The sequence below is a fragment of the Paenibacillus popilliae ATCC 14706 genome, assembly GCF_000315235.1.
Taxonomy (GTDB): Bacteria; Bacillota; Bacilli; order Paenibacillales; family Paenibacillaceae; genus Paenibacillus_B; species Paenibacillus_B popilliae.
Genome location: NZ_BALG01000038.1, coordinates 13,886 through 39,590, shown reverse-complemented (window position 1 = coordinate 39,590; position 25,705 = coordinate 13,886). Strand labels below are relative to the sequence as shown.

General features: G+C 53.8%; 22 protein-coding genes, 1 pseudogene and 1 riboswitch. Of the genes and pseudogenes, 14 read left to right on the top strand and 9 right to left on the bottom strand.

The annotated features are described in order from the left end of the window. Positions 1-315 precede the first annotated feature (315 nt). Entirely contained in the window at positions 316-1,146 is an 831-nt protein-coding gene (locus PPOP_RS04425; RefSeq protein WP_422730614.1) for a YitT family protein, read from the top strand. 664 nt (positions 1,147-1,810) lie between these two features. Here PPOP_RS04425 and tadA read toward each other — a convergent pair. Beyond that, positions 1,811-2,281 carry a tRNA adenosine(34) deaminase TadA gene (gene tadA / locus PPOP_RS04415; protein WP_006284871.1) on the bottom strand — a complete coding sequence of 157 codons (471 nt, stop codon included), beginning with the start codon at positions 2,279-2,281 and terminating at the stop codon, positions 1,811-1,813. Between the two features lie 332 nt (positions 2,282-2,613). Here tadA and PPOP_RS04410 point away from each other — a divergent pair, with 332 nt between their 5' ends. Next, positions 2,614-4,968 (top strand): PAS domain S-box protein, encoded by a 2,355-nt coding sequence (locus PPOP_RS04410; RefSeq protein WP_006284870.1) that lies wholly within the window; start codon positions 2,614-2,616, stop codon positions 4,966-4,968. Positions 4,969-5,056: 88 nt separating this feature from the next. On the opposite strand, the gene PPOP_RS04405 is transcribed toward PPOP_RS04410, so the two are convergent. The 3 genes from PPOP_RS04405 to PPOP_RS04395 form a co-directional block, all read right to left on the bottom strand. Then, positions 5,057-5,869 carry a flagellar motor protein MotB gene (locus PPOP_RS04405; RefSeq protein ID WP_006284869.1) on the bottom strand — a complete coding sequence of 271 codons (813 nt, stop codon included), beginning with the start codon at positions 5,867-5,869 and terminating at the stop codon, positions 5,057-5,059. Further along, the gene (gene motA / locus PPOP_RS04400; protein WP_006284868.1) at positions 5,866-6,654 is read right to left on the bottom strand and encodes a flagellar motor stator protein MotA; all 789 of its coding nucleotides are present in this window, start codon (positions 6,652-6,654) and stop codon (positions 5,866-5,868) included. Before motA ends, PPOP_RS04405 begins: the two co-directional genes overlap by 4 nt. A gap of 442 nt (positions 6,655-7,096) precedes the next feature. After that, positions 7,097-7,546 (bottom strand): GNAT family N-acetyltransferase, encoded by a 450-nt coding sequence (locus PPOP_RS04395; RefSeq protein WP_006284867.1) that lies wholly within the window; start codon positions 7,544-7,546, stop codon positions 7,097-7,099. A gap of 327 nt (positions 7,547-7,873) precedes the next feature. Here PPOP_RS04395 and PPOP_RS04390 point away from each other — a divergent pair, with 327 nt between their 5' ends. The 6 genes from PPOP_RS04390 to PPOP_RS04365 all read left to right on the top strand — a co-directional run bounded on the left by PPOP_RS04390 (position 7,874) and on the right by PPOP_RS04365 (position 12,403). Further along, positions 7,874-8,728: a sulfurtransferase gene (locus PPOP_RS04390; RefSeq protein WP_006284866.1), complete on the top strand. Its 855-nt coding sequence runs from the start codon at positions 7,874-7,876 to the stop codon at positions 8,726-8,728. Between the two features lie 214 nt (positions 8,729-8,942). Beyond that, positions 8,943-9,296 carry a hypothetical protein gene (locus tag PPOP_RS04385; protein ID WP_006284865.1) on the top strand — a complete coding sequence of 118 codons (354 nt, stop codon included), beginning with the start codon at positions 8,943-8,945 and terminating at the stop codon, positions 9,294-9,296. Continuing rightward, positions 9,296-9,634, top strand: a complete 339-nt coding sequence (ytxJ, locus tag PPOP_RS04380; RefSeq protein WP_006284864.1) for a bacillithiol system redox-active protein YtxJ — start codon at positions 9,296-9,298, stop codon at positions 9,632-9,634. Before PPOP_RS04385 ends, ytxJ begins: the two co-directional genes overlap by 1 nt. 142 nt (positions 9,635-9,776) lie before the next feature. Next, positions 9,777-10,550: an exodeoxyribonuclease III gene (locus PPOP_RS04375; protein ID WP_006284863.1), complete on the top strand. Its 774-nt coding sequence runs from the start codon at positions 9,777-9,779 to the stop codon at positions 10,548-10,550. Positions 10,551-10,839: 289 nt separating this feature from the next. After that, a complete protein-coding gene (locus PPOP_RS04370) occupies positions 10,840-11,886 on the top strand; it encodes a DUF4097 family beta strand repeat-containing protein (RefSeq protein ID WP_006284862.1) in 1,047 nt (348 codons plus the stop codon). 103 nt (positions 11,887-11,989) lie between these two features. Continuing rightward, complete coding sequence (locus PPOP_RS04365) at positions 11,990-12,403, top strand: hypothetical protein (protein WP_006284861.1); 414 nt, start codon at positions 11,990-11,992, stop codon at positions 12,401-12,403. Between the two features lie 265 nt (positions 12,404-12,668). Here the strand turns inward: PPOP_RS04365 and PPOP_RS04360 are convergent, their stop codons facing one another. The 3 genes from PPOP_RS04360 to PPOP_RS04350 all read right to left on the bottom strand — a co-directional run bounded on the left by PPOP_RS04360 (position 12,669) and on the right by PPOP_RS04350 (position 16,335). Further along, positions 12,669-13,142 (bottom strand): C40 family peptidase, encoded by a 474-nt coding sequence (locus tag PPOP_RS04360; protein WP_042227414.1) that lies wholly within the window; start codon positions 13,140-13,142, stop codon positions 12,669-12,671. A 3-nt stretch (positions 13,143-13,145) separates the two neighbouring features. After that, positions 13,146-13,292: riboswitch (cyclic di-AMP (ydaO/yuaA leader) on the bottom strand. 239 nt (positions 13,293-13,531) lie between these two features. Further along, complete coding sequence (locus PPOP_RS04355; RefSeq protein ID WP_006284859.1) at positions 13,532-14,353, bottom strand: hypothetical protein; 822 nt, start codon at positions 14,351-14,353, stop codon at positions 13,532-13,534. A gap of 5 nt (positions 14,354-14,358) precedes the next feature. Next, the gene (locus PPOP_RS04350; RefSeq protein WP_006284858.1) at positions 14,359-16,335 is read right to left on the bottom strand and encodes a M1 family metallopeptidase; all 1,977 of its coding nucleotides are present in this window, start codon (positions 16,333-16,335) and stop codon (positions 14,359-14,361) included. Positions 16,336-16,472: 137 nt separating this feature from the next. Between PPOP_RS04350 and PPOP_RS04345 the strand changes: the two genes are divergently transcribed. Then, positions 16,473-16,973, top strand: a complete 501-nt coding sequence (locus PPOP_RS04345; protein WP_006284857.1) for a YwhD family protein — start codon at positions 16,473-16,475, stop codon at positions 16,971-16,973. A gap of 231 nt (positions 16,974-17,204) precedes the next feature. Here the strand turns inward: PPOP_RS04345 and PPOP_RS04340 are convergent, their stop codons facing one another. Further along, positions 17,205-19,259, bottom strand: a complete 2,055-nt coding sequence (locus tag PPOP_RS04340) for a transglycosylase domain-containing protein (RefSeq protein WP_006284856.1) — start codon at positions 19,257-19,259, stop codon at positions 17,205-17,207. A gap of 403 nt (positions 19,260-19,662) precedes the next feature. Here PPOP_RS04340 and speE point away from each other — a divergent pair, with 403 nt between their 5' ends. From speE to PPOP_RS23835, 5 genes and pseudogenes are all read left to right on the top strand, one after another. Next, positions 19,663-20,490 carry a polyamine aminopropyltransferase gene (gene speE / locus PPOP_RS04335; RefSeq protein ID WP_006284855.1) on the top strand — a complete coding sequence of 276 codons (828 nt, stop codon included), beginning with the start codon at positions 19,663-19,665 and terminating at the stop codon, positions 20,488-20,490. A 36-nt stretch (positions 20,491-20,526) separates the two neighbouring features. Beyond that, positions 20,527-21,396 carry an agmatinase gene (speB, locus tag PPOP_RS04330; protein WP_006284854.1) on the top strand — a complete coding sequence of 290 codons (870 nt, stop codon included), beginning with the start codon at positions 20,527-20,529 and terminating at the stop codon, positions 21,394-21,396. A gap of 377 nt (positions 21,397-21,773) precedes the next feature. Next, positions 21,774-22,265, top strand: coding sequence for a YwiB family protein (locus PPOP_RS04320; RefSeq protein WP_006284853.1), 492 nt, complete (start codon positions 21,774-21,776; stop codon positions 22,263-22,265). A 22-nt stretch (positions 22,266-22,287) separates the two neighbouring features. Continuing rightward, a complete protein-coding gene (gene argS, locus PPOP_RS04315) occupies positions 22,288-23,967 on the top strand; it encodes an arginine--tRNA ligase (RefSeq protein ID WP_006284852.1) in 1,680 nt (559 codons plus the stop codon). Between the two features lie 74 nt (positions 23,968-24,041). Continuing rightward, positions 24,042-24,170 (top strand): annotated as a pseudogene (locus tag PPOP_RS23835) (hypothetical protein); the annotation flags it as partial. 117 nt (positions 24,171-24,287) lie between these two features. On the opposite strand, the gene PPOP_RS04310 reads toward PPOP_RS23835, so the two are convergent. Further along, a complete protein-coding gene (locus PPOP_RS04310; protein WP_006284851.1) occupies positions 24,288-25,442 on the bottom strand; it encodes a S8 family peptidase in 1,155 nt (384 codons plus the stop codon). Positions 25,443-25,705 lie beyond the last annotated feature (263 nt).

Genomic DNA, 25,705 nt, shown 5'->3' with positions numbered 1-25,705 from the left:
GGCTTTCTTCCCTATTGGGAGGAGGCCGTTTTCTGATCCAGTAATCTTGAGATTAAAAAATTTTTACCAAACGCAACTTAACCGTGTTCTATTCCGATATAATAATAGTTACGACATAACAGAGAGGTGAATGCGATGACAGACCCCCTAAAGGAACAATTCGGATTTGCAGAGCAAGCGCAATGCACTAGCGATAAGCAAGCCGGCACAGAACATAATAGCAACGCCATGTTGGCAGCGTCCATTCCGGGAATAGACCCTGCGGTTGCGGCGCTGCAGCCGTCTTACCAGCATACAAAGATGGGCTTAGCCAAGATGCTGCGCCAGATTATATTCATTACGCTCGGCTCGGTGATGATGGGCGTTGGGTTGGAATTATTCCTCGTTCCCAACCAGATTACCGACGGAGGGGTGACCGGGATATCCATTATTTTGTCCCATGTCACATCTGTGCCCCTTGGCGTGTTTCTCTTTCTTCTCAACCTTCCGTTTCTAATCATGGGATACAAGCAGATTGGAAAAACGTTTGCGTTGTCAACCTTGCTTGGCGTCGCTGTCATGTCGTTCAGCACCGCTTTTCTGCATCCTGTGCAGCCGTTCACGGAGAATACATTTCTGGCTGCAGTATTCGGCGGCATCATTTTAGGAATCGGCGTAGGCTTGGTGATCCGCTTCGGCGGCTCGTTGGACGGTACGGAAATCGTAGCCATTTTGCTGAATAAAAAGACGCCTTTTTCTGTCGGCGAAATCGTCATGTTTTTCAACCTGTTCATTCTGTCGAGTGCAGGCTTCGTATTCGGCTGGGATCGGGCGATGTATTCGCTGATTGCCTATTACATTGCGTTCAAAATGATTGATATTACCGTAGAAGGCTTGAACGATTCCAAAGCGGTATGGATTATTAGCGAGAACTATAAGGCCATCGGCGATGTGCTCATGAGCCGGCTGGGTCGCGGGGTGACGTACATGAACGGTGAAGGCGGTTTTTCCGGCGATGAGAAAAAGATTATTTTCACGGTCATTACCCGGCTGGAGGAAGCGAAGCTGAAGTCCATCGTCGAGGAGCAGGATCCGCAAGCGTTTCTAGCGATCGGAAATATTCATGACGTGAAGGGCGGACGCTTCAAAAAGAAAGATATTCATTAGGCAACAAGGGAGTAGGACATTTTTCGCATCCCTTTACTATCAATTTTTCCCTTAGAACTATTTTCAAATTCATCCATATAGGTTAATTCAAATTCATACATATAGGTTAATATGGATTAGGTTATCTAGAGATGACAAAATGGGATAGGGAGCTGAACGTAAACATGAAAAGATGGTACCAGGCTGCGTTGGCGATCTTTTTCGCCTGCGCTCTTATGATCACGGGGTGCGGAGTCAAAGCGGCTACTCCAAGAGCGGTGGTTGAAGGCGCATTTGAAAAGGCGTTTGAAATGAAATCATACGGGAGATGACGAACCAATATACAAACATTAACAAGCCGGTTGAATTCAAAATCGGCAAGCCAGCGGATGCCATTACAATGGACCAATTAGAGGAAATATTGGCTGGACATTAATAACACAGCGAGAAGAGAACCGGCTCTTATGTACGAGAGCCGGTTTTTTGTCATGGAGGCACGTAAAACTTGCTTCCTGCATATGGTGTGTCCTTGCCATATCCGCGCTCTGGTTCGCGAAGAAGGATTGTAGCCGAAGGAGGCCCATGCCCCCTGGACCCGTAAATAACTGGCTATCAAGCGCCGGACCGCCCATGATAATCGCAGTTTTTGCAGATTCCTCCGGGGCCTCTCCAACACAGGCGGATGCTACAATTTCTTCTTGCGCAGTCGGCGGAAAAAATCGGTCAGCATCGTACCGCATTCTTCCTGGAGCACGCCTTCGATAATGTCGACCCGATGATTGAAGCGGGGCTCCTGCAGCAGGTTCATGAGCGTTCCGGCACAGCCGGCCTTCGGATCGGCCGTCCCGTAGACGACACGCGGCAAGCGGGATTGAACAAGCGCCCCCGCGCACATCGGACACGGCTCCAGCGTGACGTATAAGGTGCAATCCAGCAGCCGCCACGCCCCCAGAGCGCTGCTTGCTTCCCGGATGGCGATCATTTCCGCATGAGCAGTTGAATCGAGCGTCGTCTCGCGCAGATTGTGGCCGCGGCCGATAATCTGCCCGTCCCACACGATGACGGCGCCAATCGGCACCTCTCCGATAGCCTCTGCCTTCTTCGCTTCCTCCATGGCCGCACGCATCCAGTGTTTATGTGCCATCATGTCTTCCATTGTTGATTCCCCCGTTATCCCCCGAACAGACATTCGGATTGTTAACACACTGTGTATAAGTCTGTGGACAAACGAGTTTTTGTACATGGTTATACACATATTATCCATAGATGTTCACATTTTGTGTATAACTATGTCTGCAATTATTCTATCCCCGTCAACCGATGCTTACAATTATACTCTGTATTCTTCATTATCTCCAAAAAACATGGACAAAATGCTATAAATTAAGATATGATTCAAATGCAGGGTTCCAGTAAAACACTACATTTGTCAGGAAAAGTCGCGCTAGTTACCTACAGCTTAGGATAGACACCTGATAGAGGTGAAGCATGAAACTTTCGATTAAAGCCAAGTTATCGATCTCGATTTCTTGCATTGTGCTCGTCGTACTCTTACTTCATATGACCCTCACCTATAATATCACTAAGGATAAACTCATCGAGGAAATGCAGCAGCGCATGAATGTGATTGCGCAGCAGATTAATATCTCCTATAAGCAATCTCTGCAGGCTTCCCAAGCATTTGAGATCCAATTGGCTGAGAAATTATATATTGCTTCCATTTATGCGGCGGACAAGCTTCCTGCCAAGGTGGAAGAGGTGACGAATGAACAGCTCGAGAAGCTGTCCAAGGAATTGGGGCTCGCCGACATTTCTCTGCTGCACCGTTCCCCCAACGGGGAGGATATTATTATTGAGAAGTCGTCCGACCTCAAGGAAATCGGCCTGTCCACCCGCAAATGGGGCTACTGGTACAAAGCATTTGATCAGATGCTGAACGAGGAGCCGGTAACGGTACAGGAAGGCCAGATTAGGGATCGTTTCTGGTCCGGCCCGTTCGACATCTCGACGTCCAACCCGGAATTCATGGACAAGTGGGGGTATTACTATGACGGCAAGCGGGATTATATTATTAATCCCTATATATGCGACGGGAATGTAGATATATATTCCGAGCTGAACAAGCCGCATCTGCTCATCCATCAGACGATTCGCACCCAAGCGAATGTGGTGGAGATCAGCGCGTTGAATCCGCAGGCGATGGAGCAGATTCCGGAGGTTACGCTGCGCAGTGATGGCGTCCAATATATTCGGCAGCCGGACAGCCAGGTGCTGTACGGGATCTACAATATCCGCGACAACCGTGATATCGGCTATGTCCGGGAAGCGCTGGCCGAGAACAAGCCGCTATTCTATGAAAGTAACTTTCAACGGCGCCCTATTATTAAGAGCTTTATTCCGATTCAGGGAACGCAGAGCCAGGAGCCTTACGTATTGAGCGTAGTTATGGATTTTGAATCGCTGAATGCGGCGCTGCACGATCAATTGATGCGGAATATCGCGATCGGAGTCCTGCTGCTGGAAGCGGTGCTTATGTCCAGCTATTTGTTCGCAGGCATGATTATCAAGCCGATCAATTCGATATTGAACAAGGTCAACATGATATCCGCCGGCCAGTTCGACACTCAGTTGAACATCGAGCGCAAGGATGAGCTTGGGCTGCTGGCCCATCGCATTAATATGATGGCCTGCAATCTTCAGCTCTCTACCGGCCGGTTAACCGCGCTCTATGAAGAGAACCGGGAGATGAAGGAGCATCTCGAATCGTTCATCAACCAGTCCAATGATGCGATCCATGTGACCGATCTGCAAGGTCTGGTGAAGCGGGTGAACCAGGCCTTCGTCGATATGTTTGGATGGACGGAGGAGGAAGTGGTAGGCCACCCGCTGCCCACATTGCCTGAATCAGCCATGGAGGAGGAGCGAAGGTCGGAAGCGGCACTTGTCGACGGCGAATCCGTCAGCAACCGGGAGACGACGCGGCTGACGAAGGATGGGCGGCTGCTTGACGTCAGCGTGAGCACTTCTCCGATCTATGACGAGAACGGGCAGCGTATTGCCTGGGCGAGCATTACCCGGGATATGACGAGCCGCAAGCGGATGGAGGAACTGCTCCGGAGATCGGAGAAGCTGACGACCGTTGGCCAACTGGCTGCCGGCGTCGCCCATGAAATCCGCAATCCGCTGACGACGCTCCGCGGGTTCCTGCAATTGCAGCAGCAGACCAAGGGTGTCAATGAGAACCATGTTGAGCTGATGCTGTCCGAGCTGGATCGGATCAACCTGATTGTCAGCGAATTTCTGATTCTGGCGAAGCCGCAGGCGGTACGGTTCCAGCCGAAGGATATGCGCCTCATTATGAACAGTGTGCTCTCCCTATTGGACAGTCAGGCCAATCTGGACAATATTGAATTCGTCAAGCGATTCGAGGAGGATGTACCCCTGGTGGACTGCGAGGAGAATCAGCTGAAGCAAGTCTTTATCAATATTATTAAAAATGCGATGGAAGCGATGCCCGGCGGCGGCGAGATCGAATTGATCGTGGAGGCGTGCGGAACCGCCAGCGTCATCGTCATCATCAAGGATTATGGGATTGGGATCGCGGCGGAAGACTTGTCCCGCTTAGGCGATCCGTTCTTCACTAACAAGGAGAAGGGAACCGGACTGGGGCTCATGGTGAGCCAGCGGATTATTCAAAGTCACCGGGGCTGTATCGATATTACGAGCGAGTTGAACCGGGGAACGCAGGTTATGGTGATACTGCCGGTCGTGGACCCGTCTGCACCGGCAGGCGCGGCGGCCGACAGGCTATCAGTTCCTGCCGGGGAGAATATGTCAACCTAGACTAGAGTCACGAAGAGGATGCTGCCGCTGGAAGCGTGAAGCTTCCGGCGACATCACCCTCTTCTGTTCTCGTCTTAGCGTAGACTGCTTATGGAGCATCCGTCCCGTTATCAGATTCGGATGATGGATCCGATAGCCCGTCGTTATCTACGAATTTGCGGAGGATCGAGACTTCGACTCGGCGATTCTGCGCCTGTCCTTCGACCGTGCCATTATCGGCTACCGGATGATATTCTCCCATGCCGACGGCCTTGAACTGCTTCGGATCGATTCCGGAACGCTCAAGCACGACCTTCATGAAGCTGAGTGCGCGGGCCGAGCTCAGATCCCAGTTCGATTCGAAGCGGTTGTTGCGAATCGGACGGTTGTCTGTATGCCCGCTGATGACAAATTCATGATCCTTGTGCTCCTTCAGCATATCTCCGATAGTGATGGCCAACTGTTGGGCGTCGGACTTGAGGTTCGCTTGCCCGGAGTCGAACAGCGCGCTATCTTTAATCGTTATTTTCAGCTCTGAATGATTGAGCTCAGTGTTCAATTGGTCGGACAAGCCGGTATTGGCAATGTACTCATTCATCTTGTCCAGAAGTGCCTCTAGTTCCGCCTGCTCTTGCTTGACCTTGACCATATATTCATTGCGCTCCCGGTTACGGGAGGCCGTGCTCGGGTCGCTGTTGTTGGTATTGTTCGAAATGATGGCTTGCTGATCGAGAATCCCTGCGCCGCCATCAAAGGCGATGTTGAAGGCTTGGCTCACTTCTTGGAACTTCTGCGCATCTACCGAGCTCATCGAATATAGTACAATAAACAGGGCCAGCAGCAGAGTCAAAACATCCGCATACGGGATCAGCCAAGATTCATCGACATGTTCCTCGTGAGGCGGGTGACGCTTGTTGCTCATTCTCCAGCCTCTCCCTTCGTATCAAGCTGTGCGCGCTCGCTTGGCGTCAGGAAGACGGACAGCTTCTGGTTAATGGCAATTGTCGATACGCCGGATTGAATGGATAACAAGCCTTCCACCATCATCAACCGAATCTGAATTTCACTGTACGACAGCCGCTTCAATTTGTTGGCAATCGGGTGCCAGAGCACATAACCGGAGAAAATCCCCATCAGTGTCGCGACGAAGGCCGCTGCGATCGCGTGGGCCAGTTTATCCATGTCGCTCATATCCCCTAGAGCGGCGATCAAGCCGATAACGGCCCCCAATACCCCGAGCGTCGGTGCGTAGGTTCCTGCCTGGGAAAAAATAAGCGCGCCCGCACGGTGGCGCTCTTCGGTCGAATGAATATCTTCCATTAATACATCGCGCACGAAGTCGTGATCGTTCCCGTCGATGATCATTCGCATTCCGTTGCGAAGGAAGTCATCCTGAATGTCGTCAATCTTTGATTCGAGTGCCAACAAGCCTTCGCGCCGGGTAATGCTGGCCCATTCCATAAATGTCTGAATCAGTTGTACCCGATCAACCAGCTGCTGAGGCTTGAATATTAAACTCAACAGCTTGGGAAATTTTTTTATTTCCCGCATCGGAAAGCCGATAAAAAGCGATGCTGCCGTACCGACAAAAATAATCATGATAGCAGCAGGGTTGATCAAATTCGAAAGCGGCGCGCCTTTAAAAACCATCCCTAGCCCAATTGAAACGACACCGAGAATAAGACCGATCAATGTTGATATTTCCATGATTCTACATACACCTCATCAATGAGTTAATGGCACTTCCTGCGTCCCGAATTCGACAGCGTTCAACGGAATGCGTAAAAGTTTTAATACGTTACTTTTTTTATTTATCGGCAGAATTGACCTTTTTTTTAATGGCAACGAAAAGGAACGGCAGACGGGAGGCCGGGAAAGGGGGGGGCCTGCATCCTTTGCGCGGGCGTTCAAGCCCATCGCAGTTGGGGGTGAAGCCCTTACAAATTCCTTCCGGAACGAGCCAGCAAAAGCCCTGTTCTGTTGACCGCTGAGAAGAAGAGATGGGCGTGTAAGCCGCCGGATCCAGTTCTGCGGCAGTATGGCGGACAAATGGAGAGAAATAATATTCATAGTAATGGATAATGAGGTAAATATTAATATTTACTGCGGCTCATGTTGAACGGACCATTGTCATGAACCGGGGTCGGGGTTACGGGTGATAGACCATGCAGTGGAATTCGCTGGGCCCGGTCGGCGTCTGCCGTGTATATGTATCGGTGATTCGGAATCCGGCGCGCCGGTACGTGCGGATAGCTCGTTCATTCCAGGTCAGCACTTCTAGATCGATCGTATCGCCGGGATGGCGGCGCCGGGCTTCTTCGACGATTGCCTGGACGAAGGGCGCGCCATATCCTTGACCGATTCGATCGGGGCGCATTCCCAGGCCGAGACGGGTCACCCCGAGCAGAGGGAACAATTGCGTGAAGCCGAACAGCTCCCCGTCGGCATCCGTCACCGATACATATTGCTCGCTTCGGATGCCGGCATCGCCGAACTCGACTTCGAGGTTCTTCATTTGCTCCCACGGGAGGAATCCATACAGTTGATAAGGCGGCTCATATGTCCACGAGCAGATATGTGCGCCGTCCTCCTCGGTCATCGTGCGCGCCCGGAAGGGCAGCCTCGGCGAGCGGGATGGGGAATGGCGGTAAGAAGCTGGCAATGCAATCACTTCCTCAAACAGGAGATTCCGAACGCTGTGGCGTCGGTTCCAGAGCGTGCATACGGTTGCTTGATGTTTCTTAGTTGCTATTTTCGCATGTTTGAATTGGCTTGACAATGATGGATGTAGAGCAATTGTCAGTCACCTGGCCGGCGCCCGACAAGCGGGGGCGGAAGGGGGAAATATCGGCGCGCAAGAGATCGTCGGCGGTTCTGTCTCTGTGATACACTATGCATAAAAAGTACACGAATAAGGAGGCGCTATATGAGTAGACAGACTCTCGTATCCAAGCAATGGCTACTAGCCCGCATGAATGAGCCCGATATCGTGATTGTCGATTGCCGCTTCGACCTCGGACAGCCCGAGGCCGGGAGAGAAGACTATATTTCCTCTCATATCCCAGGCGCGGTCTATCTTGATCTGAATACGGTCCTGTCGGCGCCAGTGGAAGTCCATGGCGGACGTCATCCGCTGCCTGATCTAGGCGTATTGGCGGAACGGCTCGGCCGGGCCGGCATCAGCAACGGCAGCCGGGTCGTCGCGTATGATGATCAAGGCGGGATGTATGCCTCGCGGCTGTGGTGGATGCTGCGCTGGCTGGGTCATGATGCCATCCATGTGATGGAAGTGGGCTTCACAGCCTGGAAGGACGCCGGGTACCCGGTTACCAACGCGCAACGGGTTATCGTGCCGACTGCCTTTGTGCCGGAGGTTCGGGCAGACATGCTGGCGCACATGGAGGAGGTTCGGGACAAGCTGGGCCGGCCGGATGTGCTGCTTGTTGATTCGCGCGACCCGGCGCGCTATCGGGGCGAGACCGAGCCAATTGATACGAAGGCGGGACATATTCCAGGGGCGATCAATCAGTTTTGGAAGGATAATGTCGATGAGCGCGGCGCCTGGAAGCCGGAAGCGCAGCGCCGGAAGCAGCTCGCGACTATCGTGGAAGCGCTGGAAGCTGGGCGCGAGGTCATCGTCTACTGCGGCTCGGGGGTCAGCGCCTGTCCGAATGTGCTGGCGCTGCACGAGCTTGGCTACCCGCAGGTCCGCTTGTATGCAGGGAGTTGGAGCGATTGGAGTTCTTACGAGGAAAACCCGATTGTAACTGGAAATGAGTAAAAGAAAGAGCCTCCGTCGGACGCGCGTTCTTTATTTTGGGACTATGGCGGTGTATCGTTCGTATAAGGTGCTTCGGAGTATTCCGAATCAACACTAGTGTCTTTGTCCTGCTAGTCGTAATATATTCGCCCTGTTCAGGGCCAGATCGGTATGTTATATTCAAAATAAAATAGCTGGAAAGTATCCCGAAGTCACTAAAGAGTTTGCTGCTACGGTGTTCTCAGGCCAGCCTGCGCCGGGGATCCGCATTTCTGTTCGCGGCCGGCCTCTGCTGTTGTTCGTCGGCTGGATTGCGGATATTTTGCAATATTACGCCGTATTTCTGCCGGTCGGCTCTGCATTGAGCGTACCCGACAAGCTTCTGCTTGTTCTGCTCGCCACGATACTGGCGGCAGCGGAGCTGCACCAGCTCTTCATCGATTATAGCCAAGACTGGGCGCGCAGCGGAGAATCCAGCTACGGCTGCAGCTCCAGTGATGGCCGGCGTCGTACAGTATTGCGCTTCCCCGGGATAGCTCCAGTCTGTCGCCAATGGCAGCAAGACTACGGTAAAGGAGTAAGCGATTGATGGAATGGAAGGAGATTACGACGGTAGACGAGTGGGCAGAGCTATTAGAGCAATCATCGAAGCGCGGAGTTGTCCTGTTGAAGCACAGCACCACCTGTCCCGTTAGCACAAATGCGCTGAACGAGTACGAGCAGTATTTGCAAGGCAACCCGAACCGCGATATCGACTATGTTCTCGTTAAGGTGATCGAGTCCCGCCCCGTCTCCAATCAGATTGCCGAGGGTCTCGATGTAAAGCATGAGTCGCCGCAAATCATTTATGTCAAAGACAAGCAAAAGTATTGGACCGCCTCCCATTGGGCGGTAACGACCGAGCATATGACGGCGGTATTGGATTAGAGCGGCCGTGAAAACTGGAGCCCGTTCCGGATGACCCGGGGCGGGCTCTTGGTCTGATTGAATCGCCCCATTTTCTAATGGATTGGTGTCTATGATACACTAGCAGTAAACAGAACGGGGTTATGGTAAGGAGAACAAGAGGATGAAGCTGATTTCGTGGAACGTTAACGGCCTGCGGGCCTGCGTCAATAAGGGGTTTCTCGATTATTTCAAGGCAAGCGATGCCGATATTTTTTGCGTACAAGAGACGAAGCTTCAAGAGGGCCAGATCGGTATAGAGCTGGGCGAGCCGTACCGGAAATATTGGAATTATGCGGAGAAAAAAGGGTATTCCGGGACGGCCATCTTTACGAGAATCGAGCCTCAATCGGTACGCTATGGCATGGAGGAGGATGCCGAACCGGAGGGACGGATCATTACGCTGGAATTCGAGTCCTTTTATCTTGTTACGGTATACACGCCAAATGCGAAGCGGGATCTATCCCGGCTTGAATACCGGCTAGAATGGGAGGAGCGCTTCCGCCGCTATTTGCAGGAACTGGATGCCCACAAGCCGGTTATCGTGTGTGGCGATTTGAATGTGGCTCATCAGGAGATCGATCTGAAGAATGCGAAATCGAACCAGGGCAACTCTGGCTTCACTCCGGAAGAGCGGGATAAGATGACCCGGCTGCTGGAGGCCGGATTTATAGATACGTTCCGGCACCGATATCCGGACAGGACGGACGCTTATACATGGTGGTCGTTCATGCCGAAGGTACGGGAACGGAATATCGGCTGGCGGATTGACTATTTTCTCGTCTCCGCCCGCTTGAATGACTTTATCAAGGACGCGAAGATCGACGCGGCCATAACCGGCAGCGATCATTGCCCCGTCATCTTGGAGATGGAAGATATCCCGGCAGGCCTGAAATAAACCGGCACGAAGCAGAGGCGGAGCATACAACTCTGCCTCTTAGCGTATCCGAACTTTTCTTCTCCATCAAGTATTCATCCGTGATTTCATGGACTGCATCCTTAACCTCTGCTTTGGTCATAACAGCCGATACTTCGGCGGCCCATGGGTTTCCATGAACTGGACCTAAGTCGGGTTTCGTTTACTTCGTCGGGCCGGAGATGGATGCGGCTCATCGTGATATACTAAAGCAGACCAATAAGGGGGCCGCGTGTTCATCTGCAAAAACGGGCGATTATAGGAGAAGAATATGAGAAAAGTTTTCGGGATATTGTTAATCATTGCCGGAATCATCGGAGTTGTATGCACGTTCAATCCTGCTATGGCGGAGAAGTCTGGCGAATGGCTCTCACAGGCGGGAGACAGTCTGCTCAACGCGGCGACCAAGGAGGTAAATATCGAGAAGTCGATTGATACGGCCGGGATTAAGAACGTAGCCGTCAAGACCGGAAGCGTGGATGTCCGACTGCTGCCCGGCAGCACAGACGATATTGTCGCCCGCTTGCATGGCAGGTTCAGCAGCTATGATGCGGACAGTATTGACTTGAAGGTGGCCTCGAAGGGAGAGACGCTTCAATTGAGTGTTCAGCTGCCTGAGGGCATGCAGTTCGGCGTTCCTATTTTCGATGTCCAACTGACGGTTGAACTGCCTGAACGGCAATGGAACGGGCTTCAAGTCGCGGTAGGGAGCGGCAATGTCGAAGCGGAACGTCTCAATAGTGTCTTAATGGAAGTAAGCACGGGAAGCGGCAACATCGGCATGAACGGGATTGGAGCACGGACCGCCACGCTGCATGCCGGATCAGGAGATATTGCGACGGGGGACATTCATGCCGAATCATTCACTGTTCAGACGAAGAGCGGCAATATCCGCATTCAAGATATCGAAGCGGTTGAGATGGAAGCTACGGCTTCTTCCGGCAAGCTTCGAGTGGAGAAGTATGAGTCCAACGTGTTGAACTTCCGTACGAGCAGCGGAAATGTGAGATTGTCGGACGGACATGCAAAGCTGAACGGCGAAGCGGGCTCCGGCAACATTACGATTGAAGCGGATGAGCTGCGGGACGATGCGGATCTGAAGGCGGCCAGCGGCAATGTAACCGTCAGCCTAACCAAAGAGCCGACAGATTTGGAGATAGACTTCAGCGGGAACTCGGGTAGCGGACGTATTCGTTGGGACGGCGTACGTTACGAGGAGCAAGACAAGAATGGCCATACGGTACGTGGGGCATTCGGCAATGGTGGAACGATGCTGAAGGTCCGAACTCGTTCCGGGGACTTCACATTGGGGAACTAGTCGCTTCATATTCGGTCTGAACAAAGTTTTAACTTCCTTTCAGTTTTGTTTCAGGTTGGATGAACATACTAGTACCAACTTCGGCATAAGGAGGTGGATACTCATGAAGCGAACTTCAACTGTAGCAGCATGGACGACCCTCATGCTTCTGCTGCTCGCCTCACCGGTCGCGGCAGAAGCGGGAAGCGCCAATGAAGCGGCCCAATGGCTGCCTTTTGGGCAGGTCTTGTCGGATACGGCACAGCCGAAGAACGCGGCGGATAAGGGCAGCACCGGTAACGGGCAAGCAGCCGATACGGACAAGGAATTGGAACAGATCAAGACGCAAATGCAAGAATTGCAGCAGCAGATGAAATCGCTGTACGAGAAAAAAATACAGCTGCTTGCGAAGAAGCATGGCATTGCAACGGAAGGCAAGACCGGCAAGCAGATTCGACAAGAGTTGAGGGAGAAGTTGGTCAAGGAAGGCAAACTGTTCCACGAGAAACATCGAAATATGGAACATCATGGTGAATAATTGCCGGTCTAACTGAAAATAGACGAGCAGGGTAGTAAACCAAGAGCACTGTCGGCCCGAGCAGACTGCCTTGCTTGACAAGGCAGTCTACAAATCTAAGGAAGGGGAAGCTGGACCCTCGTTCCTCCAAATTCAGAATTAAGTTCCCCCCATTGCAGCAAAATGGGAGAAATCATGGACAGGGCAATGTAAAAACCCGATAAGCAGCGATGATTCGCTTCCCATCGGGTTAGGTAACCAATATAAAAATGATTGCAGTACTATTCTATTCTTCCGTAACGTAGGCAGTGTATTCCTTCTCACTCATGACGCGGCGAGAACCAACATAACGCTTTTCGTAATAATCCATGCTCAACTCATCAATGCATGTGCCTTTGTTCGTCGAAGCATGGGCGAACTTGCCGTCTCCAACATAGATGCCGACATGCGATACGCCATTGCCGCCGCTAGTGTCAAAAAAGACCAGGTCGCCAGGTCGAAGGTCGCTCTTACTAACCTTCTCGCCCACTTCGAATTGGGAAGAAGACGAACGCGGCAGATCAATTTTGAATTTGTCGAATACGTACTTCGTGAAACCAGAACAGTCGAAACCATTAGCTGTCGTTCCGCCATACGTGTAGGAAATTCCTAGCAAATCGTCAATCGTCGAATCCATCTTCGTGTCTGCAAATGCGCTGCCTGCACTGAAAGAGAATAGGAGGCCAAGCCCCAATGCAGCAGTTACCAGCTTCTTCTTCAAATGATAAAGCCCCTTCCTTGCCTGCGAGGTTAGCTGGAGGGTTCGGTTGAAGGTCCCCTATGATCTCTGATCGAAGCGAATGAGATCAATTCACCCTAAAAACTGGTTCCCCCGCTTTCCGAACATCCGGAAATTCGGCCTTCTTTTTTAAGATTTAGGTTCAATGATATGTAACAAAAATACAAGAATATTGCGGTTTTCATGACAAAGTTGTAATAAATCTAAGACTTATTGTAACAAACCTTTTTTGCTTTGACAAATACTTTTTGTCCATAAATACCAAAAAAACTTGCCCAAGCCGCCACGGTGTGACGAATTGGACAAGTTTTTTTTGACTTCAGAGCAAGGATTACCCTCTAATTTGGACAGAAATAGCCTCTCCTCTCGCCTTATTTCACCTCCGTCCCCGATTGCTGCCATACTGAATAACGGGAGGACAATCCCCATAACTGGAGGAGTGTATGGACGGCAGGGAACGCCTGCTGCAGAATAAGCGCCGTCAGCCCGGTCCAGAACATGGCCGCTGCGGTGAACAGAAGACCGGACAGTAGGGCAATGCCGGTAAATATAGCGGACAAGCCCAACAGCGGAGCCATGCGTCGAATCCCTTGTAGGATGGCATGCAGGATAGGGAGCTCCGAGGCGGCCCCGAACTGCATCGACAGGAACAACTGGCGGACAACCCACGCGCCCAGCAGCCACAGGGCAGCGTAAGGCACGATGTCGGTCATCACGGCCGCCAGTGTCGGACGGTCCGCGAACTGATGCATGGCATGTGGGATGAACCAGTAGGCAGGAAGCGCGGTAAGCAAGGCCTCAAGCCAGTAGAGGAGCAGCATCGGCTTCCAGATCGATTTGATTCCTTCGAAAAAAGCGAGCCCCGACCCGGATTGCCGTGCCATTGAATAAAGTACGCCGGCCCGGATGAATGGCGTCAGCAGCAGGCGGATGAAGATAAAGGCGGCCAACGTCCATAGAAAGGGCAAGTAATCGTTCGTCTTCATCAGACGGAACTGGCTTTCCGCCAGGAACAGCCGTGCCGTCATCTCGGTCGGCGCGGGATCGGGATAACGCTGCAGGGCGGGAAGCACCGCGCTGTCAATGAAGCGATAGACGAAGAAGCCCCATAATAATTGATATAAGAAGAGGATGACTACGATATAGATATGCTCCTTCACCCAGGACAGACCATGACTCATATTGGCTTTCATTCGATTCACCACCCTATTGCATTCGAGATCATTTCAAGCAATTTGACGATGGACAGATTGACGCGGGTGCGGATGGGCTCCTCCACATGCGCCTTCATATAATTGTTGATATGCTTATTCTCCACGACTATCGTATAGAGCGGGTCGATCATGACCCAGTCCAGTGGCGCCGTATGGCTGATCCGGTACTGCATACGTTCACCGTCTCCGATCCACACTTTGCGGGTGGTGTTGCTATCCGCGAAGTGGAATACAATCGGTACGCTCGGATAATCAGCCCCCTTTTTCACGATGTGAACCGTAGCCTCATAGCGGGAGGTTCCCTCGCTGTCCACAACGCGGGTATCGATCCCCTCGACAGCGAAGTCCGCCATTTGGTTCCCGTAAATATATTGGTTGAAGAAATCGTTCCACTTCCTCTTGGTAACCTGCTCGACGACGCGCTGGAAATCTGCGGTCGTCGGATGCTTGAAGCGGTACCTCTGCGTGTACGTCCGCATGATGCGGCGTATCGTCTTTTCGCCGACTTGCTTCTCGATGGCGAGCAGAACCAGCTTGGAACGCATGTACACATTTTCGGCATAATGTTTGTGGTCTTTGTATCCCCACGCCACCAGCTTGAGCGGAGCCGGGTCCGTTATATAGCTCCCCTGTACGGCCAGATTCGGAGCGACTCCGAATTCATGCTCCATCAGCTTGTCTTCGGCATAGGAGGTGAGGCCCTCATCCAGCCATGCTTCCTCGAATTCATTGGAAGCGAGCAGCCCGTAGAAATATTGGTGTCCGATTTCATGAACGACGGTTCGTTCCAGATTGTAGCCCGGACTGTCGTCTTCCGCTCCGAAGGCGGTGATAAGCGTAGGATATTCCATGCCGCCCGCGCCGTTGGCCGCCTTGGGCGGCACGACGATGGATAGGGTCGAATACGGATACGAACCATACCATTCACTGAACTTGGAGATCGCGGCCTTCGCCGCAAACAGATATCGCTCCTTCAAATTCTCATGCTTCGGATCGAGATAGAGCTTGATGCGCACACCTGGCACATTTAACGATGAGAATGGCTCCTCTACGTAGATGAAGTTCGGTGAGGCGGCCCACGCGAAATCATGAACATCATCTGCATAGAATTGATACGTCTTGCGGCCGTTCACCAATACCGGTGTCTTCGTAGGGAACCCGGTTGCCGCGACGGTATACGTGTCGGGAACCTGAATCTTGACGCTGTAAATACCATAATTGGCGTAAAACTCGGAGTTGCCATGATATTGGTGCAGATTCCAGCCTTCGGCCGAATGGCCCCTTACCCCGACCTTCTCATAAGCAACCAGCTTGGGGAACCATTGGCCGGCCATGACGAAATCATCCGCATACCCCATACGGGCGAATACTTTGGGCAGCTTCACTTCGAAGTTCATGGTGAGCGTAATTTTCTCGTAGCTCTTGACCGGCTGAGGAAGCCGAATTTTCATAAGTGTCTTGTCTTTTGCATTGCCGTCATCGGGCTGGACATATTGAATCCGGTTCATTAAGGACATGCCGTCGGTCGTCTCCAGCGATGTTAAACTCATGCCGCCGTATCCGTCCGCCGGCATGGTGTCTTCCCGCATCCTGCCGCCCGACTCCCGCATGAAGGTCGTGTCCGGGGACTCGAATGCATTCGGATACAGATGGAAGTAGAGCTCGTTCACCGTTTTTTTGCCTGGGTTAATCCATGTTACGGTCTGGGCGCCCTGAAGCAGATGAGCGGACTCGTCCAATCTGACATTGATATGATATTCAACGATACGTTCACTTAGCACTTCTGCAGCTGGAGACTCGACGTTCTGCGGAGTAACAGGCTCCATAGCGATGTTCTTCGGCATGTCCGAACCGAGGGAAGGGACCGACCCAGAAGACCAGTAGCGGACATACAAGATGGAGCTTACGATGAGAAGTGCAGCGATCCAGAGCAGTGGACGATAATATTTGCGTCGGGTCATACGATTTTACCTCCCGTTGACAAGCTTCTATGGCATGTATATGTTGGCTTTTTGCGGAATATTAGCTAAAATGAAAATGATTTTGATACCCGGCCTCTCCGCAGTCAGGAGCATCGGGTGAGGAAGGAGTGTGCGGAATGGAATCTTCCGATAAGAAGATGAAGAAGCCTCTTGCGCTCAATGTCGTGAGCGGCACTAAGCATACAGGATTTGGCGCCGGCAGCATCGATTTGAACAATGTCTCTCCGGTCATCATTGACGAAGGCCGGGCATACATCGATATGGGGGCCATGCATGCCAAGAGCAAGGTGGAGCGGGGCATCAAGTTCTCCCTGAATCGCGAGGATGTGCGAAATGGCCGCCGCTGCTGGATCGTGTGGGTTGCGGTCGATCGGTCAGCGGAAGGAACATCCTATGGCGGAGTCGCCGCCTGCGAGATGCTCATCGATACAGAGGGCAGTCGCGGCTGGAAAATTCTTGCCGAGCATGTGAACAATATGGATTACGCGATGAAGCGCCGCGTCATTGTAGACGGACTTAACGCGGAAGAGAAGACTGCGCTGCGCGAGCTGCTGATGACCCATAATGCGGAATGGTGGGAGCGTTCATCGGAGGAATTGAAGTCGAAGCTTGCATAAACGAGAAGAAGACCTGTATCCCTGCATGCTTGAGGGGACAGGTCTTTTTGTGTGTTGCAGCGTAGGTGGCGTCCCAGGCCTACGATTTCCGCTGACGTACTGTGGAGTCATTACAGCGGAATCGGGCGCACGTTAATTTTCGGCACTTCCAAAAGAGGAGCACGCAGGGCGTCCGGATATTCTTCATCTTGCGTATTTAGGATGAGTGTCCGATCGCCTCTGCTCGATGCCTTATCCGGTCCACCAGCGCTTGAAATGCTGCCACCACGAGCGCTTCTCCGGCCCCTTCTCGATCGGCTTCTCCGGCACCGCGTCCGGCTTCGTCGAACGATGCAGGCCGCACCATTCCGTCGGCTCCGTCCCTTGGACGAACGTCTCCAGCCGCTTGCCCGGACATTTCTCCTTGGCGAGCTGTCCTGAATCCGGATCAATATAGAGGTTGACCACATCATCCGGCACCGTAAAAATTTTGGGCGGCACGCTGTGCAGCGCCTTCTCCATGAACTCGGCGAAGATCGGCGAAGCCTTGTGCGATTCGGTCAGCGAGATGTTCTTGCCCCTATCGTAGCCGACCCATACTGCGGTCGACATCTCCGGGGTGTAGCCGACGATCCAGGCGTCGGCATCGGTCGTGCCCGTCTTCCCGGCTACGGGCCGCTTAATGACCGGTGAGACGCGGTTGCCGGTCCCGCCCGCTTCGAATACGCTCTCCATTAGATTGGTGATCACGTAAGCTTCCGCCGGGTTCACGACTTGCTCCGCCTCCACTGGCGGCGCTTCGTACAATATTCGGCCAGTCGGATCCGTAACCTTCAGGATCGCGCGCGGGATGACCCGCTTGCCCTCATTGCTGAAGACGCCGTAGGCGGCGGCCATGTCGAACGGGCTGACCGGGAAGGTGCCGAGTGCCAAGGACGGGAGCGGCTTCATCGCTCCGTTGATGCCGAGCCGCTGTGCCAGCGAGATGACCTTGTCGGGACCGATCTGCATGAACGTATGAACCGCATAGATGTTGTCGGAGGCGGCAATCGCCTGGCGGAGATCGATGTCGCCATGATACTTGCTGCCATAGTTGCTCGGCCGGTACACCTGCCGCCCGTCATCATAAGGAAAAGCCGTCGGCTCGCTTACGAAGTGGGTCGCCGCTGTGATTGCCTTCTCCTCCAGGGCGGCCAGATACACAATCGGCTTGAAGGTCGAGCCCGGCTGGCGTGTGTCCGTGAATACGCGATTGTATTGATTGAGGCGGTAGTTATTGCCGCCGATCATCGCCTTGATGTACCCGTTGCGGGGATCAATGGCGATAAGGGCCACCTGCAGTTCTCCTTCCGCTGAAATCTGCTTCGCCACCGCTTCCTCGGCCGCCTGCTGCACCCGGGCGTCAAGCGTCGTATAGACGAGCAGGCCCCCGCCGTCGACCGCCACTTCCGGGATGCCAAGATCAGTCAGCTCCCGCCGTACATAATCGCGGAAGTAGGGGGCGACGAGCGTATCCGGGCGTTCCGTATGCGGCCGGAAGGCGAGCATCTCGTGGTAGGCCTTGTCGGCTGCCTCCTGCGAGATATACCCGGTCTCGACCATGCCGTTCAGCACGGTTTTTTGCCGATCCTTCGCATTTTTCATTTGCAGGAAGGGAGAATAATAGACAGGGCCGCGTGGAATGCCCGCCAGTACGGCGCTCTCCGCCAAGTTCAGATCGCGGGCCGACTTGTCGAAGTAGAGCCGCCCCGCCGCTTCGATCCCATAGGCGCCATGCCCGTAATAGATTTGATTCAGATACATCTCGAGAATCTCGTCCTTGGTGTACTTCATCTCCATCTGCATGGCATACAGCGCTTCTTTTACCTTCCGCTTCCATGTCCGTTCATGGCTCAAATACAGATTGCGCGCCAGCTGTTGGGTCAATGTGCTGGCTCCTTGTCGCGTGGACATGTTCTCCAGATTGACGAGCGCTGCCCGTGCAATGCCCTTCACGTCGATCCCGGGATGGTGATAGAACTGCCGATCTTCTGTAGCCAGCGTCGCGTGCACCAGGTCCTCGGCCATATCCTTCAAGGGGACGTGCACCTGCTGCTTCTGTCCCGGTGACAGCGTCGTCAGAAGCTCGCCTTGACCGTCCAGAATCCGGGAGGCCTGCTCGGTCGCGATAACGGGCAGATCGCTTACATAGAGGTAACCGAGCACGGAGGCAGCCACGCCGATCGCCATGACGAAGGCGGCGCTGGAACTAATCAGCAGCAAGCGAAGCCGCTTGCGCTGCTTGGTTGGTGTGCGGCGTCGATCCATGCTGACTCCTCCTTATTCCCGATTTCCCGCTCGATTGACATCCATTTATGTTATTTCCCAGTATGGAAAAGAATAGAACGGCTTATTCCTGGCAAGCTAAAAAATCAGCTGCCTCAGCACAGTGGAAGCGGGTCTTCATCCGCATCCGGGGCACAGGAAACAGGGGGACAATGAGGAGAAGCAGATGCCCGATTGGGCACCGCGAGAGGATTCCCTGCCGGCCGTTTTATTTATTTTGCTAAGATGGGGTGACTCGCGTATAATACAAAAAATGGTCTATTTATACCTCAGCAGCTTGGTGCGATATGTAGATGAAGTGTTACGAATGTACACATGGGAACCATTACGGGCATTTCAGCAGGGACCAACGACACCATACCGATAAGAAAGAAGGTTGATTCCTATGGAATTATGGTTTACAGAGAAGCAGACGGAAAGCTTTGGCATTACGGCGAAAATTCGCGAGACCTACGTGAATGAACAGACGCCGTTTCAGCATTTGGCCATGCTGGATACCGAAGAGTTCGGACGAATGCTCGTATTGGATGGTATGGTCATGACTACGGTGAAGGATGAATTCGTCTATCATGAAATGGTGGCGCACCCGGCACTCGTAACGCATCCGAATCCGAGGAAAGTGCTGGTCGTCGGCGGAGGAGACGGTGGAGTGATGCGCGAGATTATGAAGCATCCTTCGGTTGAGAAGGCTGTTCTTGTCGATATCGACGGCCAAGTCATTGAATATTCGAAAAAATACCTTCCGGAAATCGCCTCCGAGCTGGACAACCCGCGGGTTGAAGTGCAGGTGAATGACGGATATATGCATATATTGAACAACAAGGACGAGTACGACGTCATTATGGTCGACTCTACCGAGCCGGTTGGCCCGGCGGCTCCATTGTTCGAGCGCGGCTTCTACCAAGGCATCTACGATGCGTTGAAGGATGACGGCCTGTTCGTCGCGCAGACGGACAATCCTTGGTTCAAGGCCGATCTGATTCAGAAGGTGAACCGCGACGTGAAGGGGATTTTTCCAATCGTCCGCGTATACGCGGCGAACATTCCAACCTATCCGAGCGGCCTATGGACGTTCACGATGGGCAGCAAGAAGCATGATCCGCTGAAGGTGAAGGAAGCAAGCATTCCGGAGATGGAGACGAAGTACTACTCGCCGCGATTGCATTACGCTGCCTTCGTGTTGCCCAAATTCGTTGAGGATCTGTGCAAATAGGCCATAAGGCAGGCTGCAGCAAGGAGGAGCATATCTATGAAATTGGATCAAAAATACTCGGGCAATGTATTCATCTACAGTTCGGAAGATTATGAGAGTGCCAAGGCGGTCATTTACGGCATGCCGATGGATTACACAGTGTCATTCCGTCCGGGTTCGCGCTTCGGTCCAGCCCGCATCCGCGAGGCTTCGATCGGACTGGAGGAGTACAGCCCTTATCTCGACAAGAGCATGGAGGAGCTGAACTACTTCGATGCCGGGGATCTGCTGCTGCCGTTCGGCAACGCGGGGAAGAGCCTGGACATTATCGGGGAGTTCGTGAGCAAGCTGCTGGCTGACAATAAGTTCCCGGTCGGGCTGGGCGGCGAGCATCTCGTCTCCTGGCCGGTTATCCAGGCAGTGTACAAGAAGTATCCGGATCTGGCGATTATCCATATCGATGCGCATGCCGACCTGCGCGAGCAGTATGAAGGCGAGCCGCTGTCACACTCAACACCGATCCGCAAGGCGGCGGAAATGATGGGCGGCAAAAACATCTACCAATTCGGCATCCGTTCCGGCTCCCGCGAGGAGTGGGCCTATGCCCGCGAGAACATTAACTTCTATCCGTTCGATGTGGCTTCCCCGCTGAAGAGCGTGCTGCCGGAGCTGGCAGGACGTCCGGTCTACGTCACGATCGATATCGACGTGCTCGATCCAAGCTGCGCGCCGGGCACCGGCACGGCGGAAGCGGGCGGCATTACGTCCAAGGAGCTGCTCGAAGCCGTACATCTCATCGCCTGTTCCGAGGCGAACGTCGTCGGCTGCGACCTCGTAGAAGTCGCGCCGATCTATGACCCGACCGAGCAGACACCGATTACGGCCAGCAAGGTTATCCGCGAGATGCTGCTTGGCTTCGTGAAGTAGCACCGATCGCATCATGTCGATACCCCTTCATCCTCTCTGCCGTCGTTGGTGCGGAGAGGTGAATGAGGGGATTTGACAGACAAAAAACCCTTCACATTGCATTTCGCAGCGCCCCTATACAGGGCTTGGCCGTCGGTCAGCTCAAGCCCCTTGCGGCCCTGGCAGATCAATTGTACCCCCAGCTCAAATTTCCACCCCTTTCTCTAGTAGCTATGGTTCCAACATTTCCGACGATGATTACAAAAGAGTTATCACCACTTAGCTCCGCTGCGCATGAATAAGCCATCCCATTCCATGTTGCAAAAGAAGTACGCATACCGGATAATGAAGGGATAAGATGAACAGAGGATGTACATCAGGGATTGAGGTTGAATCAGATGAGCAATGATCACACAGGAGCCGAGCGCGTCCGCATCGCCATAGAGAGCCGGCAAGATGGCGAGGTTACCGTTCTCTATACGTATGGTGAGCTGTACCGGAAAGGAAGCAGCTTCTATCTGCTGTACAAGGAATCGGCTTCCGATAGGGAACGTCCGGCCGGGCCTGGGGTAGTCGGAGATGCCGGGAGACACCCACTGGAGACCTCCGTCACCTTCAAGGCCGGCGAGCATGGAGGTAAGCTGATGCGCCGGGGCGGAGTGAATTCGGAGCTGTCCTTCGTCAAGGGCGGGCGCAGCAGCGGCTACTATCAAGTAAGCGGCATGCGGTTCTCCGTCGTTACGGAGACATCGGACTGGAAGCCGCCTGTATACGAGCAGGATAAAGTCGGAAGACAGCGCGCCTGGACGGCGTCATGGTCCTATACGCTCTATATGGAAGAAGAGCGAGCCGGTTATTTTCAACTACAGATACGGGCCGAGGCCCGCTGAACCATTAGGAGGAGCAGGGTACATGAGCATGAGTGTGATGGAAAAAGTGAATGAGTCTGTCAAAGCGGCGATCGAACAAGCCGTCGTCAAGGCCGGACTGGCGGAGCAATCGGAGCTTCCGGCCATTGTCATCGAGGTGCCGAAGGATAAGTCGCATGGCGACCTGGCGACGAATGCAGCTATGCAACTGACCCGGATCGCCAAGCGCAATCCGCGCCAGATCGCGGAGGCTATCGTGGAGCATCTGGATCTGTCGGCGGCTTCGATCCGGAGCGCGGAGATTGCAGGGCCGGGCTTCATCAACTTCCGGATGGACCGGTCTTATCTCTACGATGTGATCCGCGAAGTCAACGAGCAGGGCGATAATTACGGGCGAATCGGCATCGGCGCCGGACAGCGCATCCAGGTGGAGTTCGTCAGCGCCAATCCGACGGGGAGCCTTCACCTGGGCCATGCCCGCGGGGCGGCCGTCGGCGACGCGCTCTGCAATCTGCTGGATTTCGCCGGTTATGATATGACGCGCGAGTATTACATTAATGATGCAGGCAATCAGGTCAACAACCTGGCGAAGTCGATCGCATGCCGGTACAAGCAGGTGCTTGGACAAGAGGCGGAGATGCCGGAGGACGGCTATTACGGTGAAGATATCAAGGGCTTTGCGCAGGAGCTTGCCGAGAAGGAAGGCGATCGGCTGCTGAACCTACCCGATGCCGAGCGGCTGGCGTTCTTCTGCAGCTATGGTCTGGAGAAGGAGCTGGACAAGATCAAGCGCGATCTGGGACGCTTCGGCGTGCCGTTTGACGTCTGGTTCAGCGAGACATCGCTGTATGAGAACGGCGAAGTGATCAAGGCGCTGGATGCGTTGAAGGCGCGTGGCAAGGTGTATGAGCATGAAGGCGCGACATGGCTGCGCACGACCGAATTCGGCGATGACAAAGATCGCGTGCTGATCAAAAATGACGGCTCATACACGTATTTGACGCCGGATGTAGCCTATCATATGGACAAGTATAATCGCGGCTACGATCAGATGATCAATATTTGGGGAGCAGACCACCACGGTTATATTCCGCGGATGAAGGCCGCCATGGAAGCGCTCGGCAACGATCCGGACAAGCTTATCGTGCTGATCGCCCAGATGGTCAGCCTGTATCAGGAAGGCGAGAAGGTGAAGATGTCCAAGCGCACGGGCAAGGCCGTGACGATGCAGGATCTGATGGATGAAGTCGGCGTCGACGCCATCCGCTATTTCTTCACGATGCGTTCCATGGACTCGCATCTTGATTTCGACATGGATCTGGCGATCTCGACCTCCAATGAGAATCCGGTCTACTATGTGCAATATGCGCATGCGCGGATTTGCAGCATCTTCCGCCAGGCGGAGGAGCTGGGAATCACGCGGAAGCCGCTGGCGGAGATTCATCTAGCGCAGCTGACCATGGAGCATGAGTACGACCTGCTTCGCAAGATGGGCGAGCTTCCGGAAGAGATCGCGGTCGCCGCGCGCGATTATGCGCCGCACCGCCTCATCCGCTATGTCTATGAATTGGCGTCTCTTTTCCACAGCTACTACAAGGCCGAGCGGGTCATTACCGAGGATGCGGAGCAGACCCAGGCCCGCCTGGCCTTGCTGGGCGCAGTGCGCACCGTGCTGGCCAATGTGCTCCGTCTCGTCGGCGTATCTGCCCCGGAACGGATGTAAGGCAGCGACGAAAGACGAATAGAACAACGCGATTGAGCCAGTTCCCGCCCGTCGGGGCCGGCTTTTTGCTATAGAAGAAGACAGGAAATCTGAAGCTCGTCTCCGCCATCGGCTTCCTTCTTCTCATGGCGGGCGTCTTTCTCGGGCCTTCCATTCAGGGCACCATCCTGGGTGACTGGATGATGCTGGATACGAAGACACTGCCCCTCCAGCCCATGATCCGGAGGAGCGTCAACTGCATCGCATCATGTATTAATCTATGGACAGCAGGGGGCGAAGCGCCGGTTGGGGACGGACAGGGATATCGCATAGGCGATGGGCTACAACCGTTCGGCTTCCTTCAGCAGCCGCATAACGTCTACCTCCCCTGGCCCCTTGGCCTGCACGTACCGGGTCTTGTGGCTGCGGATCGGATTCGCCGTTCGCCGGAGCAAGGCCTTGATCTCGCCCGGTTTTAAGCGTGGCCGCACGGCAAGCAGAAGCGCTATCGCACCGCTGATGTGTGAGGTGGCCATCGAGGTGCCGCTCATCTCGCGGTATTTGCCCTTAATCCAGGAGGACACGATCTTCTCGCCGGGAGCGTAAATATCCACGAAATGTCCCCGATTGCTGAACGGCGCAATCCGCCGCGAGCGATCGGTCGCCCCGACCGAGATCGTCTGGAAATAGCGGGCCGGGTAATCGATGGACTTGCGCTTCGCGTCGTTCCCGGATGAAGCGACGACGGTGACCCCGGATTGATAGGCCTGGGTCATCGCTTGCAGCAGCGATTTGCTACGGGATTTCATGCCGAAGCTCATATTGATGATATGCATCCCGTTGCGGATACACCATTCAATGCCATGGATAATATCAGACACATAAGCAGCCCCGTTCTCATCAAATGATTTTACGGGATGGATCAAGGCGCGGGGAGCCACGCCGATAATACCGTACATTTGATTGGCGGCAGCTAACGTGCCCGCAATATGGGTGCCATGACCGTTGTCATCATGCGGTAGCATGCCGCGGTGAACGAAGTTGACTCCGCGCATGAGCGACTGGCGGAGATCGGGATGGCGGTAATCGGCCCCGGTATCGATCACGCCGATATGCACGCGGTGGCCGGTGGTCGTTCCCCATGCCTGCGGCGCCTTGATCTGCCGCACGCCCCACGGAATGCCCCCCTCCCATGAGACCGGCCTGTGGGAAGCGGCTTGAATCGCGATCAACGCGTCGTCCTCTATCGTGAACTCGTTCGGATACCGTGACAGCAACTGTACAACCGATTCGGGAACCGGACAGCTCCAGGCAAGGATGATCGGAAGCTCGCGGATACGCTGGAGCTCTGGCCGATCCCGGTGAGGCGTACGGAGCGCCTCGCTGAATGCGGCGAACCGCTCCGGCCGGTGGAAGCGAATCAACTGCTTCGCCGCAGGCCGTCCGCTGAAGGACATCTCTTGAAGCAACATGTGCAATAAGGCCGTCATATCCAATGTCGAGTCCCTCCCGACAATTTCTTGTGGGGTATCGTATGCCAAGGGCGAGATAGTGGACTGGGGTAGCTGCCTTTTTTGCGAAAGATAGGCCATCTTCCGTGTCAAAAGGCGGTAGCGGACATAGGATGAAGAAGAGCCGACGAAGGGCTTTGCACACGGTAGACGAGGTGTAAACCAGTCTGTGGTGCGGATACAGTCGAACGCGAAGGGATGCCCTTCGCGTTTTTTTCTATCTATGGCAGGAAAAGCAGACAGACATG

What these genes read in the sequence shown, in the direction of transcription:
- motA (WP_006284868.1), bottom strand. Translation starts at nt 6,654, where the DNA reads ATGGAAATATCAACATTGATCGGTCTTATTCTCGGTGTCGTTTCAATT.
- PPOP_RS04410 (WP_006284870.1), top strand. Translation starts at nt 2,614, where the DNA reads ATGAAACTTTCGATTAAAGCCAAGTTATCGATCTCGATTTCTTGCATT.
- speB (WP_006284854.1), top strand. Translation starts at nt 20,527, where the DNA reads ATGAAATTGGATCAAAAATACTCGGGCAATGTATTCATCTACAGTTCG.
- PPOP_RS04365 (WP_006284861.1), top strand. Translation starts at nt 11,990, where the DNA reads ATGAAGCGAACTTCAACTGTAGCAGCATGGACGACCCTCATGCTTCTG.
- speE (WP_006284855.1), top strand. Translation starts at nt 19,663, where the DNA reads ATGGAATTATGGTTTACAGAGAAGCAGACGGAAAGCTTTGGCATTACG.
- tadA (WP_006284871.1), bottom strand. Translation starts at nt 2,281, where the DNA reads ATGGAAGACATGATGGCACATAAACACTGGATGCGTGCGGCCATGGAG.
- argS (WP_006284852.1), top strand. Translation starts at nt 22,288, where the DNA reads ATGAGCATGAGTGTGATGGAAAAAGTGAATGAGTCTGTCAAAGCGGCG.
- PPOP_RS04425 (WP_422730614.1), top strand. Translation starts at nt 316, where the DNA reads ATGCTGCGCCAGATTATATTCATTACGCTCGGCTCGGTGATGATGGGC.
- PPOP_RS04395 (WP_006284867.1), bottom strand. Translation starts at nt 7,546, where the DNA reads ATGACCGAGGAGGACGGCGCACATATCTGCTCGTGGACATATGAGCCG.
- ytxJ (WP_006284864.1), top strand. Translation starts at nt 9,296, where the DNA reads ATGGAATGGAAGGAGATTACGACGGTAGACGAGTGGGCAGAGCTATTA.
- PPOP_RS04320 (WP_006284853.1), top strand. Translation starts at nt 21,774, where the DNA reads ATGAGCAATGATCACACAGGAGCCGAGCGCGTCCGCATCGCCATAGAG.
- PPOP_RS04405 (WP_006284869.1), bottom strand. Translation starts at nt 5,869, where the DNA reads ATGAGCAACAAGCGTCACCCGCCTCACGAGGAACATGTCGATGAATCT.
- PPOP_RS04370 (WP_006284862.1), top strand. Translation starts at nt 10,840, where the DNA reads ATGAGAAAAGTTTTCGGGATATTGTTAATCATTGCCGGAATCATCGGA.
- PPOP_RS04345 (WP_006284857.1), top strand. Translation starts at nt 16,473, where the DNA reads ATGGAATCTTCCGATAAGAAGATGAAGAAGCCTCTTGCGCTCAATGTC.
- PPOP_RS04350 (WP_006284858.1), bottom strand. Translation starts at nt 16,335, where the DNA reads ATGACCCGACGCAAATATTATCGTCCACTGCTCTGGATCGCTGCACTT.
- PPOP_RS04390 (WP_006284866.1), top strand. Translation starts at nt 7,874, where the DNA reads ATGAGTAGACAGACTCTCGTATCCAAGCAATGGCTACTAGCCCGCATG.
- PPOP_RS04355 (WP_006284859.1), bottom strand. Translation starts at nt 14,353, where the DNA reads ATGAAAGCCAATATGAGTCATGGTCTGTCCTGGGTGAAGGAGCATATC.
- PPOP_RS04375 (WP_006284863.1), top strand. Translation starts at nt 9,777, where the DNA reads ATGAAGCTGATTTCGTGGAACGTTAACGGCCTGCGGGCCTGCGTCAAT.
- PPOP_RS04340 (WP_006284856.1), bottom strand. Translation starts at nt 19,259, where the DNA reads ATGGATCGACGCCGCACACCAACCAAGCAGCGCAAGCGGCTTCGCTTG.